Raw genomic sequence first — 15061 nt, forward strand, 5'->3', positions numbered from 1 at the left:
AACAGCTAATTCTTATTTAGTTCCGAACTATAGTTAGAACTTTCATAATTAGAACTTCCATAGACAGAACTATTACCTTGTAAATTGTTTAACTCTTTGATTGTTTGTATGTTGGTTTCACTTTCTGAAATTACAGTATCAATAAGTTGCGTTAGTTCTTGCTCTGATAAAACCAAAGATTGATCTAACAGATAGCTGATAGTATCTTCAAGGTTTGCAATTTGAGTTGCGGCTAATTCCTTACTTTCTTTGACCAATAGGTGCTGGTCAATTCGTTTTTTCATAAGTTCAAGCCGTTGTTTTTTTGCATTTTTTACTTTTTCGGAAGTAGCTTGGCTGATTTCAGCTTGTAATGCCTTAATTTCTGTTAATATCTGCGGCTCTTCTTGTGCAGAATTATTGTAGGTGTGGATTTGATCAAGGCTTCTAATTTGCTGCAAATAAGCATTATCTAACTGATTTAGTTTGTGGCTATAGCTTTCTAAGAAAAGATCAGACGTTAAATGGTTGTTTTTTAGATTATAAAGAACTTGCATTTTCTTTTTTAAGAAAGAGAGGTAGCGTTCAGAATTTGGTTGAGAAAGTTTTTCAAGTGTTGTAAGTGCCTGAATTTGAGTTTCGGTTCTTTCAATTAAAGCGCTATTTTTGGTGTTGATAGCACGGATAAAACGTTCATTACCGGGGGCAAAGGCTAAATAAGCCATTTCAAGGGCAGTAGCTAAAAAAAGCCCAATTTGAATTGGGGTTGAAAGCCATTTAATGGGAAAACTTGTTTCGATAATCAGCATTGCAGTAAGCAAAGTAGCTATAACTGCCAATAACACTAAGTTAATTGGTAATATGAACGCCTCACGAGTGTAGTTTAGAAATGGCTTTTTTTTGATTAAGGATCTCATGAATTATTGGCAGTTTCAGAGTTAGAATCTTTTTCAGAACGGCGCACTACTTGAACCCCCCGAAACTTTTTGTCATCAACACTAGTATCCAGAAATTGATTTACTGCTGAAATATCCATAGTAGAGGTGATTTCACCAAACTGATTTACACTTATTTGAAAATCATTAAGCTCCGGGCTTACAATTTTCTTCTTACGCTTAGACATGAAAAGCCAACAGAAATATAGTACTAAATTGGGCATAAATTTAAGACTTTTTTGATTTAATAATCTTAATAAAGATAAAATATGATTGAACCAATTGACAAATAGTATTTTAGCTTTAAAATAAAATTCACTTTGTTTGTAAAATTGAATCTATCTGAAATGATTTTTTGCCGATGACTAAAAATCTTAATTAGCGCAATAAAATAGTTTTTTAAGTTTTAAAACTAAAATGTATTATTGCATTGTCAAACAGTAAGCTGTTTCTATTCATTTGGTAGGATTTTAAGGTATGGTGATTTTAGGGCAAATTTTATTTGTAATCTGCTTAGTTGTAGCCGGCTGGTTTTTTAGCAAAAGTGTTAAGCGAATCCGGCGTAATATTTTGTTAGGCAAAGATTTTGTTATCGAAGGGGATTCCGGAGAGCGTCTGCAAACTATGCTACGGGTGGCTTTTGGCCAATCTAAAATATTGATGAGAATTATTCCGGGCATCTTGCACCTGATGATTTATCTTGGTTTTTTGATAATAAATACAGAAATGCTCGAAATCATGATAGACGGAATCTTTGGCACACACCGGATTTTGTCCGGCGTGTTAGGCCCTGTTTATCCTATCTTAACAGCTATTATTGAGTTTTTTATGCTCTTGGTATTGATTGCCAGTATAGCATTTTGGGTTAGACGTAATGTGATAAAAGTTCCCCGTTTCACAAGTCCGGAACTAACTCGTTGGCCATTGTTAGATGCAAATATCATCTTGTACGTAGAGCTTGCTTTAATCACTGCTTTATTTATCATGAATACAGCAGACCAATCTTTGCAGAAAGCTCAGGCAGAAGGCTATCATGCGGTAGGTAGTTTTCCATTAAGTTCTGTTTTAGTACCTTTATTCTCAGGACTTTCGGTAACGGTTCTAACGATTATTGAGCGTGGTGCGTGGTGGGTTCACGTGGTTGGCATTTTAATATTTTTAAATTATATTCCGAGGTCTAAGCATTTACACATCTTTTTAGCGTTTCCAACGACTTATTTTTCTAAGCTAAAGCCTAAGGGGCAGCTAACCAATATGGCCAGCGTAACCCAAGAAGTAAAGCTCATGTTAGATCCCTCATTACCGCCACCTCCACCACCGGCAGAGCCGATCCGTTTTGGGGCAAAAGATGTTTTTGACTTAAATTGGAAACAGTTATTAGAAGCCTATTCGTGTACTGAATGTGGTAGATGTACCAGTTCTTGCCCGGCAAATATCACAGGAAAAAAACTTTCTCCTCGAAAAGTTATGATGGATACCCGAGATAGGTTAGAGGAGGTCGGTTTGAATATAGACCAGCATGGAAAGTTTGTAGAAGATGGCAAGACACTACTTGGGGACTATATCACGCCGGAGGAAGTGTGGGCGTGCACAACCTGCAATGCTTGCACAGAAGCCTGTCCCGTTAATCTTGACCCAGTTGCTATCATTATGGAGTTACGGCGTTTTATGGTCATGGAAGAATCTAAGGCACCGGAAGCCCTAAATGCGATGTTTACAAACGTAGAAAATAACGGCGCTCCTTGGGCAATGCCGGCAGCAGATAGATTTAATTGGGCATCAAATTCCTGAAAATCAATATCTTTTTATTATGAATGTACCATTAATGGCAGATTTAGCGGCACAAGGAAAGCAACCTGACGTATTGTTTTGGGTTGGCTGTGCCGGCAGTTTTGACGAGCGTGCCCAACGGATAACCCGAGATTTCGTTAAGATTTTACAGCATATTGGAATCTCGTTTGCAGTACTTGGCCGTGAAGAATCTTGTACCGGAGACCCCGCCAAACGTGCCGGAAACGAATTCCTATTCCAAATGCAAGCTATGGCCAACATCCAAGTACTAAATTCCTATCAAATCAAAAAAATAGTAACCGCTTGCCCGCATGGTTTTAATACAATCAAAAATGAGTATCCAGAATTAGGTGGAAATTATGAAGTATTACACCATACACAGTTTTTACAACAACTAATTAACGAAGGCAGGTTAAAAGTAGCCGGGGGAACTTTCAAAGGGAAAAAGATAACTTATCATGATTCTTGCTATTTAGGGCGTGCCAACGGTATTTATGAAGCACCTCGCGAAGTATTAGCAACCTTAGATGCAGATTTAACAGAAATGAACCGCAGCCGCGGCAACGGCCTATGCTGTGGTGCCGGCGGAGCACAAATGTTTAAAGAAGCTGAAAAAGGAAAGCGAGAAATCAATGCTGAACGTACTGACGACATTGTAAATGTAAACCCAGAAATAGTGGTTACAAACTGCCCTTTTTGTATGACAATGATATCAGACGGTATTAAACACCGAGATATGAACGATAAAATAAAAGTCCTTGATATAGCCGAAATCATCGCAAAGACAATACCTCCAGAATCTTCCGGCACTTAACAAGGCCGGTTAGCTAACCCATAATGGATGGTTTAGCTTTAGATTAAGATGCTGTGTCATGATCCAAAACATCATGGTTCTTTGAGGGCAAACTATTGGGTAGGCTGCTTGATTTTGTTTTGAGGACAAACCCAGATACCGGGAATATTTCCCAGAGGAATCATATCTTCTTTATTACAAGGAAGTTCTGCTTTAGAATTTACAGAATGAAAAGTGATTCCGTGATCTTGCATACGTTTTTCAATGGCTCGAAATGGCCCCCAGTAGATGTAGCTATCATACCCGATTTTATTATAGTCAGACCACCAGCGGTTTTCGTCCCACATTTGTAGTTTTCCAGAATGCTCTGTAATATGACCAATATTCCAAAATCCGGCTATTAATGTTCCAAATAAAATAATTTTTAGCCCGATATGAGATGTATTTCGCCAGAAAAAAGCTAAAATAAGCCACGGAAAGTACCAAAAATAAGGAACATAACGAGCTAACCAGTTTTCTGGAACGATAAGCACACACAGTAAATAAAAGATAGCAATTAAAAGATAACGGTATAAATTAGGATTTAAAACAACTTGAAAAACAGACAATACTATGATTACCAATAAAATACCGCTAAACATTGGGCCAAATCCGGCTGTAATCCACCCACCGGGTATCCAAGCATGAACTTCTTCTGCATCAGTGGCAAAAGGAATCCGCCATTCTAAATCTTTTTCGGTATTCAGATGCTGGCAATAGGAACCATAAGATTTTAAAAACTTATACCAAGTGCTATGACCTCCAAACTGATATTTGTAAGCCGGGTTGTTATTCATAATATCCACAGCTTGAGATTGTTCTCCCATTAAGGGATAAAAAATATGATTGTGTTCTGAAAGATTACGTACGTATGGGGCATAACCCAAAATCCAAAATCCTACCGTAAAGGTTACGAAGCCGGCGGCCAATATTGGAAGAATTAATTCAAAACGTTTTAGTAAAAAATAGGCTAATGATGCCATACTCAATAACATAAGCACAAAAACAACGCCCGTAAACTTTAACTGAATAAGTGTTATTGAACCTAATAAAATACCACAAAAGAAATAATCAGTAGATTCTCGATAACGCCAAATAAACAAAACTATCAGAAATAGCCAGAAAGCAGCTATGTGGCCATCCAAATATAAACTTTGAATTTCGTATATTGAAACAGGGTTAAACCCTAAAATACTGCCTATCAAAATAGCAATAGGCCAGCTAAATCCAATTCGCTTAAAAACACCTATTGAAAAGCTGGCGGCGCATAATGGCAAAAACATACTGAATGACTTCATGCCACTAAAACTTGGTAAAGCGGCATACAGTAAGGCAGCGTCAAGCCACGACGCTATCGGATAATGGTTTAGCCAAATCTCATGCAGGGTTTCTGTGGATAATTTATAGTAATAAGGATTCCAGCCATTCAAAAACTCTATTACAGCCTGCGCATGATATGAAACGCCATCATAAGAAACATCTAATTTTCCATATTGATAAACATAAACACCTGAAAATAAAATAAAAACACCTAATATCCCTAAAAAATATTCAGTATAATTTTGCTCTTTTCTACCTAATAAGCCTACTAAAATAGCCGTTACGAAGGCTGAAACCCAGAATAAACCAGCGTGAACAGACCCACCAAATAGCAAAAAAAATGATCCAATGATGAATAATATTGAATAGAAGAAAATACCGCTTAGCCCAATCTGAATAAAAATCTGGCTAACTCGAATTCCTTTAAAAGACTGCATAATTAACGATTCAAAAAAACTTGAGAATTAATAATATAAAAAACCTGATAGTATAATTTATTGATAACCAGATTTTTATGTTAAAATATTCTGTTTTTATTCAGGGATTAAGATTTTGTTTTCCCGAATAGCTTTTCCGGTAACCATTAGCCGCAAATAGTAAGTTTGGCCTTTGAGAACGGCGTTACTGCGCATTCGGACATGGAGTTCATGGGTTCCAGGAATAAAGGGACGCTCTTTCATGATTGGTTGAACAACCGTTCCGGCGGTATCATAAATAGCAATAGAGCCGCTAATTGGCTCAGAAATCGAAAAAATAAAGTCAGTTTCAATGGTATTTATGACCGGATTTATCTTTGTATGGGCAGCACCGGGTTTTTGGCCTGTTAATTTTGTGAGTAAGGTTACTAACTCTTGGGTCGCTGCTCCGTCATCAGAAATAACGTTATCAATGGAAAATTTATCACTTACGACCCAGATAGCCATTGACCCCAATTGGTTGTGATACTGTTTTTTTTCAACGAACTGGGCGATTTCTAAAAGGTTTCCGGAAGATTTAGGGCCTAATACATACTGGGTTGTTTCTAACGGGCAGTCATCTTTTGCTTCAATGCAGGCAGCATACAGAGAGCCACTAAACGTTTTGCCCCCTGCTAATTCAATTTTCTCTGTTCGGGTAATTAGCATATTTTGATATTTACTTTCTACGGCAGTTATGGTTTGGCCGGCAGAAATTATCACTACAAAAGTGCTGTTGGTGTAGTTTTGTAAACTAAATTGGATACACTGGCCATAATATCCTTTGCCGTTTCCTTGTGCTTGAAACCGCAGCATTTTATTTTGAACGGCTTGCTCTATATCCACCTCTACAGTGGCATAGAGGCCGTAGCACTTTAATATTCCGATTAAAAATAGCCAATAGTTTAAATTATTTCGGATAGTTAGCGGGAGAAATCCCAAAATAGCCAGCATGAAAACGACACTCGATAAAGAACAAAATTAAGAAAATAACCCAATTAATCCACACCTTAGCGAAAAGATTATCTTGTGAATAAGTGTTTGGGATAAAATTTTCCAAAACTGCGCAAAAGCTATTGGCTAACGGGTAAATGCAGTTTACTTTTGCTGTTTATGCCGCTATTAAAGTTGCGTAACATTTTGGGGAGATTTTGGGTGCTTGTTTTCCTTTGGATAAAAGTTTATGGGCAGCCAACACATCCGCTATACCGCTCTTTTTCATTCGGAGAAGAGAATCAATTTCCGCAGCAATTTTCAATTGCTTCGGATTTATTGGGTGGAATCTGGATGGCCGGCGAAGAAGGATTACTATACTACAACGGACATAAATTTACGACAATTCCACTGCCATTTCGAGCTGTTTTTGTTAAAACAGATGCGAAGGGACGAATCTTTGCCGGCTGTAACTCAGATTTTGGAACGATTACCCTTTCAAAACAAAAAAGGTTAGAATACCTTTCCTTAGGAGAATTTTTTACGGGAAAACAAGAAGTTAGCGGCGAAATCTCCAACATCGTGGTTATTGGAGATACCGTATATGCCTACACAAAATCTGCCTTATATGCTATTTCTACCGATAAAAAAGCTAAAAACAGGTGGTCTTTTGAAATCGAAACATCCGGAAGTGCCCAGTTTGATAAATCTATTTTAATAAATCACCCCCAAAAAGGTCTCTGCCGCGTTGCCGGCAAAAAGTTAGAGCCATTAACTAACGCGGCACTTACTGCACAAAAAGAAATAGCTACTTCTCTTAATATAAATGATTATTGGACACTTATAGCTACCAATTCAGGAAATTTGTTTGTGGCAAATAATCAAACCGTTAAGCCAATAAATGAGATTTGGAAGCAGCATAATGAAGCCATAAATTATCTGCAAAAGTTTGGGGTGGTTGATATAAGTCCTTTGGGGAAAAATAGACTGGTTATTGGCACCCAAACCGGCGGAATTTTGTATGTTAATCGCTTTACGGGTGAGTTATTGCAGATTTTTAACCAACAAAACGGCTTTCTGAATAACAACATTTTTGCTGTAGCTACAGACCCGGAAAACGGTATTTGGGTGGCTTTAGAAAACGGCCTTGTCCGAATTATGGAAAACAACTTCCTGTCAGACGTTCGCCAAATACAAGGAACACGGAAAAATACAATAGAAATACTGGACATCGTTCGCCATCAAAACAATTTATATGTAGCTACCAGAGATGGCTTGTTTGTGCTGGCACAACAAACAACGATGATCAATATGCCGGTCGCAAATTTTCAAAAGACCAATGAAGAAGCCCAAAAGGGAAAAGAAAAAACAGATACTAAAAATAAAAAGAAAAAAACAAAAGATAAAAATAAACACACAAAACAAGGCGATACCACAAAATTATCCAAAGGAGATTTTTTGCAAATTAAAGTCAAAACAAATGTATGGGAGTTTGAGCGCATTTCGGGAATAAACAATAGTTGCAATAAATTACTGAGTTTACCGGAAGGCTTATTTGTAGCCTGCGATGAAGGTTTATACCGCATTTCCGGCAAAACAGCCTCAATAGTTGTTCCCAAGCTAAAAGGAAAGTATATCGGAAATATTTACCCATTTTACTGGCCAAACGGCTTACAACTGATTATAGCTACCGGAAGCGGATTAGATATAGTTACTTTTCAAAATAACACGTTTAGCTACTTAGGTGAAATTCAGGAAGTTAATGAAAAAATAACAACATTGGCAAAAGATAAAAACGGAACAATCTGGGCTACACCAGAAGACAAAGGAATTTATGCCTTAAAATTTAGCCACTTAAATGATATTCAACCCAAAATAAAATATTATGGAAAGCAGCACAAACTACCCACTCAACCAATCAAAGTAATTAGTGTTGGAAAACAAACCATATTTTATACAGATGTTCGAGCTTACCAAAAAGTAGAAAAAAAAGACTTATTTGTTCCTGACACAGCCTTAAATCAGTACATAACTAAGCAAACTTCGATTCATGTAGGGAACAATCAAGATGCTTGGCTACTTTCAGACCAGCAATTATTTCGAATTATTTGGAAAGAGAGCCGTATCTATGTAGATACATTAACGGATTTAGTATCACCGATTTATTTTCAAACTCGTGCCATTAACGATATATTTCCAGATACTTTTGATAACGCATGGATAGCTACTGCCAAAGGATTATTTTTACTTCGGGCAAAAAAACAACAGGTATCTTCAAACTTTCAAGTATGGCTTACGGAGTTACGTTCTATTCGAGATACGGTACTTTTTTCCGGCTTTTTGGTTGATAAAGACGGAATTGCCTATATTTCTAAGCCCAATCTTAACTTAGGAACAATCCCTTATGATTTTAACACACTAACATTTTACTTTGCTGCATCAGCCCATAACAACAGTTTAAACACTTGGTATCAACATTTTTTGGAGGGCTTAGAAGACGATTGGTCAAACTGGACACATGATCCTACGGCACATTATTCAAAACTTCCGCCCGGTAGCTATACGCTCTATGTACGTGCCCGAAACTTAACCGGAGAAATGGCCTCAACAGCTCATTACCAAATAACGGTTGAAGCACCATTCTACCTGCGGTGGTATGCGTATCTACTATACATATTTACCGGATTAGGACTGATTTTTGGAATTATCTATCTGAATAACAAGCGATTACAAGCAGAAAATAAGCGTCTTGACTTAATTGTAAAAGAAAGAACAGCCGAAGTAGAAGGCAAGAAAGTGCAGTTGCAACAAACAAATATTCAGTTAGAAGAGCAGAAAAACCAACTTCAAGAAGCACTTGAACAGGTAAAATCAACCCAAGAACAGTTAGTTCAGTCAGAGAAAATGGCCGCCTTAGGGGTTATGATAGCCAGCATCGCCCACGAAATTAACTCACCATTTGGAGCTATCAAAAACACTATTCACACCCTGAGCGAGCAAATCCCGGAACTCTACAAACTGCTAAAAGTGTTAGTCGAAACCACAGACACTAACATTACACAGCAAATTTTTCAGTTAGTAGATCAAATCAATAATAGCCAATCTGTTACTATTTCTACTCGCGAAGAAAGAAAATTGCGAAATACTTTTATCGAAGAACTTAAACAAGCACAAATTCCTAATCCTGAAAATATAGCTATTCGATTGGTAGAAATGGGTTTACGAGAAACTCCGGCTAAATACGTCTCGTTATTAACACATCACAATGCGGAATCCTTTTTAGCTACCGCAGAACTCTTAGCAAAGCTTTCTAATAGCATCAAGCGGATACGAATGGCTGCCGAAAAAACACAAAAAATCGTAGGTTCTCTAAAAAGTTACTCGCATCAAACTACGGTTGTAGAAGAAGCCACCCCTTTTGATTTAGCCGAAAATATAGATACAGTATTAACAATTTACCAAGCAGAACTCAAGCAAGGCATTGACGTTACCCGAAATATAGAACCCGGAATCACCTTATTAGGCTGGCCTGACGAACTCACACAAGTCTGGACAAATTTGATTACAAATGCCATACATGGTATGAAAGGAAAAGGAGAGCTAACTATCTCGGCACTCAAAAACCCTACTCACGTAGTCGTGCAGATTACGGATAACGGTGCAGGAATAGAACCGGAAGTCATTGATAAAATATTTCAGCCATTTTTTACCACCAAACCCAAAGGGCAGGGGAGCGGCCTGGGGCTGCATATTACCAAAGAAATAGTCCAAAAACATCATGGACAAGTTTGGGCAGAATCTAAGCCACAAAAAACTACGTTCTTTGTGGAACTACCTATGTATCAAAAAGAATCCTAAAAAATTATGGCCTTAAATTTTTCAGAACGAGATAAACAATCCTTATGGCATCCTTATACACATCAATTTAATGTTACTGGCCTGCCGGTTATTGTTAGCGGCAAAGGTGCGTGGCTCTATGATGAACATAACAACGCATTGTTAGACGGAATCAGTTCATGGTGGGTTACTTTGTTTGGGCATTGCCAACCGGAAATTGTATCCGCAGTATTTAAGCAATCTACTGAATTAGAGCAAGTTATATTTGCTGGATTTTCTCACCCACAGGCAATTCTATTAGCTGAAAGGTTGATTAAACTTGCCGGAAACTCATATTCTAAGGTGTTTTTTTCGGATAATGGATCTACTGCTGTTGAAGTTGCGCTGAAAATTGCCTTGCAATACTTTCAGAATCAAGGGATAAAAAATAGGACTAAAATCATTTGCCTGCAAAATGGCTATCATGGGGATACTTTTGGAGCTATGTCGGTTTCTGAACGCTCTATTTTTACGTGGGCATTTAGAGATTTACTCTTCGAGGTTATCTCGATACCGGCTCCCTTAGATATTAAAACAGCCAAAGAAACTATCTCTGAACTCGAAGATATGCTAAAAAAAGAAGAGATAGCTACGTTTATCTATGAGCCTTTGTTGCAAGGGTCTTCCGGTATGCAGATGTACCCTACTGAGCCACTAAATTTTTTATTAGAGGAGCTTCAGAAACATAAGGTCATTTGCATTGCAGATGAGGTATTTACCGGTTTTTTCAGAACAGGGACGTTTTTGGCAAGCCATCAATTAGAGCATCAGCCGGATATTATTTGCTTATCCAAAGCCTTAACGGGCGGTTTTTTACCATTAGGAGCAACCCTTGTTACGCCGGCTATCTATGAAGCATTTCATCAGCCAGAAAAACGAAAAATGCTTTTTCATGGTCATTCTTTTACCGCAAACCCACTTGCTTGCGCCGCCGCTAATGCAACAATATCATTATTACAGCAACCCAATACCCTTACAACACTAAAAAACTATTGTTCAAAACAACAAGATTTTGCACAAGATTTGGGAAAACTCAAAAATGTAAACCAAGCAAGGCATTTAGGAATGGTTGTAGCAGCAGAAATAGAAAATGCACGTTCAGATTATACCAGCCATTTAGCAGCGCAAATAAGCACTACATTTTTACAGAAAAATATTATTCTGAGGCCATTAGGGAATACACTATATTTATTGCCCCCGCTATTCATCACCCCCGCAGACCATAAATGGCTGCATGAAACCTGCTTGGACGTACTAAGCAACTTGTAGAGCATTACCCACACCAAAATAATTTATCAGTATTATGATGTGTTTTTTTGCAAAAAATTAATTTACAATTTTGTAACTTTGTCTGGTAATATAAAAAAATATGGGTGCTTTCTTTTCCAAAAACAACCGCTCTGATGATTCTGCTAATTCTCCCGAAAGTGCATTAAGTATCATTTCTCCGGGTACTGTTATCGAGGGTAATATCTTTGCGCAAGGAGATATTCGAGTAGAAGGTAAAATAATCGGAACATTAGTTTGTAAATCTCGCTTAGTAATTAGTAGCCAGGGAGTTGTTGAAGGAAATATTGATACTTTAAAAGCAACAGTTGCCGGAACAATTAATGGAAACTTAATAGCCCGTGAATTATTGCAGGTATTAGAAGCCGGAAGAATTACAGGAGACGTTTGTGCCGATAAAATAGTTACCTCTCCGGGTTCCGTAATAAATGGAAACCTAAAAACAGGAGATTTAGCAATACAAGCCATAAAAAACTTACCCCAATTAGAATCTTCTGCCAAAAAAGAACCGACCATGCTAAATTCAGTAAAAGTTGAATCCGTCAATAAAATGAAATCTTACGAGTAGATTTGTATATTTGCAACGATTATTTACGAAATGGCCACAACAACAAATACTTTATCAGGTTTAAATTTTGAGTTAAACGAAAATCAGCTGTACATCGCAGAGCAAATTCGCCGTTATGGCGAAGAAAAAATCAAACCGGTATTGATGCACTATGATGAAAGCCAAGAGTTCCCAACCGATATTTTTAAGGATTTAGGCAAAATGGGGCTTCTCGGGGTGCTTGTGCCGGAAACTTACAGCGGATCTGGATTAGGTTACTTTGAATATGTTACGGCAATCTCCGAGTTAGGCAAAATCTGTGGCTCCATAGCTTTGTCTATGGCAGCTCATAACTCCCTTTGTACAGGACACATCATGTACTTTGCCAATGAAGAACAAAAAAAGAAATACTTACCTAAATTAGCAACCGGAGAATGGATTGGTGCATGGGGGCTTACAGAAGCCAATACCGGTTCAGATGCAGGCGGCATGAACACTGTAGCCCGCAAAGATGGCGAATATTGGGTTCTCAATGGGTCTAAAAACTTCATTACCCACGGTAGCGTAGGAAAAGTAGCCGTAGTGATTGCCAGAACTGGCGAAAAAGGCGACTCCAGAGGAATGTCCGCATTCATCATAGAAAAAGGAACACCCGGATTTTCCGCCGGAAAAAAAGAAAATAAACTGGGAATGCGAGCCTCTGATACCTCAGAACTCATATTCGATAACTGCCGTATCCATGAATCACAACTTCTGGGAAAAGAAGGAGAAGGATTTATCCAAGCCATGAAAGTGTTGGACGGCGGACGCATCTCCATAGCCGCTTTATCATTAGGTATTGCAAAAGGAGCTTATGAATGTGCCTTAAAATATGCCAAAGAACGTGAACAATTTGGTAAACCAATTGCTCATTTTCAAGCTATTGGGTTCAAATTAGCGGAAATGGCTACCGAAATAGAAGCCGCTGAACTATTGATATTCAGAGCTGCGGATTACAAAAACCGTGGAATCAACTGCAACAAAGAATCTGCTATGGCAAAATTGTATGCCAGTGAAGTATGTGTGCGTGCAGCCACAGAGGCAGTTCAGATTTTTGGAGGATATGGATACCTAAAAGACTTTCCTGCCGAAAAATATTACAGAGACTCAAAACTCTGCACAATCGGTGAAGGTACAAGCGAAATCCAAAAATTAGTCATCGCCAGACAAATATTAGGAAAATCAAAAAGCTAAACAGCCATAAGTTAAAACACAGAAACTATTCCGATAGTTTAAAAACAGGAATAGTTTCAAAATACCCTGATGTATTTGATACCCGAATCCAATAAAATCCCGCAGGGATAGTTGATAAGTCGGCTCTAAATATCATATCGTTACTTTCTTTTTTCCAAAGAATGTATCCGGTAGAATTACATAATTCTATCTGGAATTTATCTGAGGTATTCAACTCCCGAAATTGAATAAAAAGTTCTTTTTGTACCGGATTAGGATAGCAAAAGACCGAAGTTTTTGAAGTATAATTACTGTTAATTCTGTAGGAAATTATTTTTTTCAAAATAGAATCAGCTTTAATTGCATCTGGAATTCCATTTCCGTAGAAGGTATCTGGGTTTGCAAAACGGTCGGCACTTTTTTGGATAGCTTCAAAGATTTGCATATTGGTTGCTGTTGGGTTTGCTTGCCAGAGGCAGGCGGCTAAACCGGCTATAAGTGGTGTGGCTACCGAAGTGCCGCTGGTAGTGCCAAAAGCCCCATTTGGAAAAATAGTTGCTGTTCCGCTGCCTTGCGCCATCACATTAGGTTTTATGCGTCCGTCTGCTGTTGGCCCTATCGAACAACCATACCACCGTACCTCTGCTGGATCTACCGCACCCACACACAAAACCGAATCTCCATCACAGGGAACAGTAATTTTTTTCCAAGAACTAAGTCCTTCATTACCAGCACTATTCACTACCAAAATACCTATGGAAGCGGCAAATTCAGCAGCTTTGGTAATTATCGCCGTTTTGCCGTTTAAATCTGCAAGACTATAATCCCCCTCTCCAGAGTCGAAGGTATTGTAGCCTAACGAAGATGAGATAATATCAATACCCACAGAATCAGCCCATTCTGCGGCAGCTAACCAATTATATTCTTCAATATGCTTTTCAGTTCCTTGATTTTCGGTTCTAACAAGCCAATAAGTTGCATTCGGAGCAGAACCCGCAAAAGTATCATTAACGCTGCCAGCCAATATTGCTAAAACCGTAGCTCCGTGAGTCCCCGCATCTGTAACCAAAGAATCACCCTCAACAAAGTCTCGGGTAGCTATAAAACGCCCGTCTTGGCGAATTTTCTGAAAAGCAAAATTAACATCAACATTAAGATAACCATCATCAAAAACAGCGATATTAACCCCAGAACCTAAAAATCCTTGAGATTGAAAGGATTTTAAACCAATCATATTTAGCTGATTATCAGTTTGCTGACTTTTTGATGCGATTTCAGGCTGAAAAGCAGTATTGGATAATTTTACATATCGTTTACACGGAAGTACGTTGGAAACAAAGGGTAACTTACTTAATTGAAACTCAGTTGGCTGGATAGAAACAACAGCAGCATTTAACCAACGAGATGTCATCACAACGGGTAAACCAATATTTTTAAGTTGTTCTACATAAAAAGAAGAGACAGGTAAATCTTTTTCTGTAATAGAAATCCCCTGATTTAGACGGCGTTGCAAAGAAGTTGGAGATAGAAATGAGGCAGAATTTTTATAATAAGTAGAAGATTCTAAACCTTTATCGCGGAAAAAAATCCACCAGTTTTGTTGTCCAAAACTAAAATTCACCCACAGAGAAAAAATAACCCACAAAAATCGAAAAGGCATAAAACGTTATATTCACTAAAAATTGACAGAACAAATTTAACGAAAGGGTTTCACACTCTGTCATTTTACTCAATAAATAGGCAGAAATTCTATTTGTAATGACTCTATACTTAGTGTGAGCGCAACAGTATTCACAATTAAGTTGCGTAAATTTTAGAATATTTGGAGAGGAATAGGTATGTTTTTAGAGCTTTCTTTTTATTTTTTTTAATTTTTTTCTTTGTGTATCATTGG

General features: G+C 37.9%; 11 protein-coding genes. 6 read left to right on the forward strand and 5 right to left on the reverse strand.

Annotation, left to right across the window (positions count from 1 at the left end; genetic code table 11):
* Positions 1-5 precede the first annotated feature (5 nt).
* A complete protein-coding gene (locus LC115_10580) occupies positions 6-896 on the reverse strand; it encodes a hypothetical protein (protein ID MCZ2357108.1) in 891 nt (296 codons plus the stop codon).
* Positions 893-1102: a hypothetical protein gene (locus tag LC115_10585; GenBank protein ID MCZ2357109.1), complete on the reverse strand. Its 210-nt coding sequence runs from the start codon at positions 1100-1102 to the stop codon at positions 893-895. Before LC115_10585 ends, LC115_10580 begins: the two co-directional genes overlap by 4 nt.
* Before the next feature lie 289 nt (positions 1103-1391).
* On the opposite strand from LC115_10585, the gene LC115_10590 reads away from it, so the two are divergent.
* Complete coding sequence (locus tag LC115_10590) at positions 1392-2705, forward strand: (Fe-S)-binding protein (GenBank protein ID MCZ2357110.1); 1314 nt, start codon at positions 1392-1394, stop codon at positions 2703-2705.
* 19 nt (positions 2706-2724) lie between these two features.
* Complete coding sequence (locus tag LC115_10595) at positions 2725-3519, forward strand: (Fe-S)-binding protein (GenBank protein MCZ2357111.1); 795 nt, start codon at positions 2725-2727, stop codon at positions 3517-3519.
* A gap of 92 nt (positions 3520-3611) precedes the next feature.
* On the opposite strand, the gene LC115_10600 is transcribed toward LC115_10595, so the two are convergent.
* Both LC115_10600 and LC115_10605 read right to left on the reverse strand, forming a co-directional pair.
* Positions 3612-5294 (reverse strand): hypothetical protein, encoded by a 1683-nt coding sequence (locus LC115_10600; protein ID MCZ2357112.1) that lies wholly within the window; start codon positions 5292-5294, stop codon positions 3612-3614.
* A gap of 96 nt (positions 5295-5390) precedes the next feature.
* Complete coding sequence (locus LC115_10605) at positions 5391-6266, reverse strand: hypothetical protein (protein MCZ2357113.1); 876 nt, start codon at positions 6264-6266, stop codon at positions 5391-5393.
* A gap of 201 nt (positions 6267-6467) precedes the next feature.
* On the opposite strand from LC115_10605, the gene LC115_10610 reads away from it, so the two are divergent.
* From LC115_10610 to LC115_10625, 4 genes are all read left to right on the forward strand, one after another.
* Complete coding sequence (locus tag LC115_10610) at positions 6468-10103, forward strand: GHKL domain-containing protein (protein ID MCZ2357114.1); 3636 nt, start codon at positions 6468-6470, stop codon at positions 10101-10103.
* A 6-nt stretch (positions 10104-10109) separates the two neighbouring features.
* Positions 10110-11390 carry an adenosylmethionine--8-amino-7-oxononanoate transaminase gene (gene bioA, locus LC115_10615; GenBank protein MCZ2357115.1) on the forward strand — a complete coding sequence of 427 codons (1281 nt, stop codon included), beginning with the start codon at positions 10110-10112 and terminating at the stop codon, positions 11388-11390.
* 100 nt (positions 11391-11490) lie between these two features.
* On the forward strand, positions 11491-11976 hold the full coding sequence (locus LC115_10620; GenBank protein ID MCZ2357116.1) for a polymer-forming cytoskeletal protein: 486 nt from the start codon (positions 11491-11493) through the stop codon (positions 11974-11976).
* A gap of 30 nt (positions 11977-12006) precedes the next feature.
* Positions 12007-13188, forward strand: a complete 1182-nt coding sequence (locus tag LC115_10625) for an acyl-CoA dehydrogenase family protein (protein ID MCZ2357117.1) — start codon at positions 12007-12009, stop codon at positions 13186-13188.
* A 25-nt stretch (positions 13189-13213) separates the two neighbouring features.
* Here the strand turns inward: LC115_10625 and LC115_10630 are convergent, their stop codons facing one another.
* On the reverse strand, positions 13214-14827 hold the full coding sequence (locus LC115_10630; GenBank protein ID MCZ2357118.1) for a S8 family peptidase: 1614 nt from the start codon (positions 14825-14827) through the stop codon (positions 13214-13216).
* Positions 14828-15061: the final 234 nt, after the last annotated feature.

Source organism: Bacteroidia bacterium (genome assembly GCA_026932145.1).
Classification (GTDB): domain Bacteria; phylum Bacteroidota; class Bacteroidia; order J057; family JAIXKT01; genus JAIXKT01.

Coding starts and splice junctions, on each gene's coding strand:
- LC115_10630 (MCZ2357118.1), bottom strand. CDS start 14,827: ATGCCTTTTCGATTTTTGTGGGTTATTTTTTCTCTGTGGGTGAATTTT.
- LC115_10585 (MCZ2357109.1), bottom strand. CDS start 1,102: ATGTCTAAGCGTAAGAAGAAAATTGTAAGCCCGGAGCTTAATGATTTT.
- LC115_10605 (MCZ2357113.1), bottom strand. CDS start 6,266: ATGCTGGCTATTTTGGGATTTCTCCCGCTAACTATCCGAAATAATTTA.
- LC115_10625 (MCZ2357117.1), top strand. CDS start 12,007: ATGGCCACAACAACAAATACTTTATCAGGTTTAAATTTTGAGTTAAAC.
- LC115_10620 (MCZ2357116.1), top strand. CDS start 11,491: ATGGGTGCTTTCTTTTCCAAAAACAACCGCTCTGATGATTCTGCTAAT.
- LC115_10590 (MCZ2357110.1), top strand. CDS start 1,392: ATGGTGATTTTAGGGCAAATTTTATTTGTAATCTGCTTAGTTGTAGCC.
- LC115_10595 (MCZ2357111.1), top strand. CDS start 2,725: ATGAATGTACCATTAATGGCAGATTTAGCGGCACAAGGAAAGCAACCT.
- LC115_10580 (MCZ2357108.1), bottom strand. CDS start 896: ATGAGATCCTTAATCAAAAAAAAGCCATTTCTAAACTACACTCGTGAG.
- LC115_10600 (MCZ2357112.1), bottom strand. CDS start 5,294: ATGCAGTCTTTTAAAGGAATTCGAGTTAGCCAGATTTTTATTCAGATT.
- bioA (MCZ2357115.1), top strand. CDS start 10,110: ATGGCCTTAAATTTTTCAGAACGAGATAAACAATCCTTATGGCATCCT.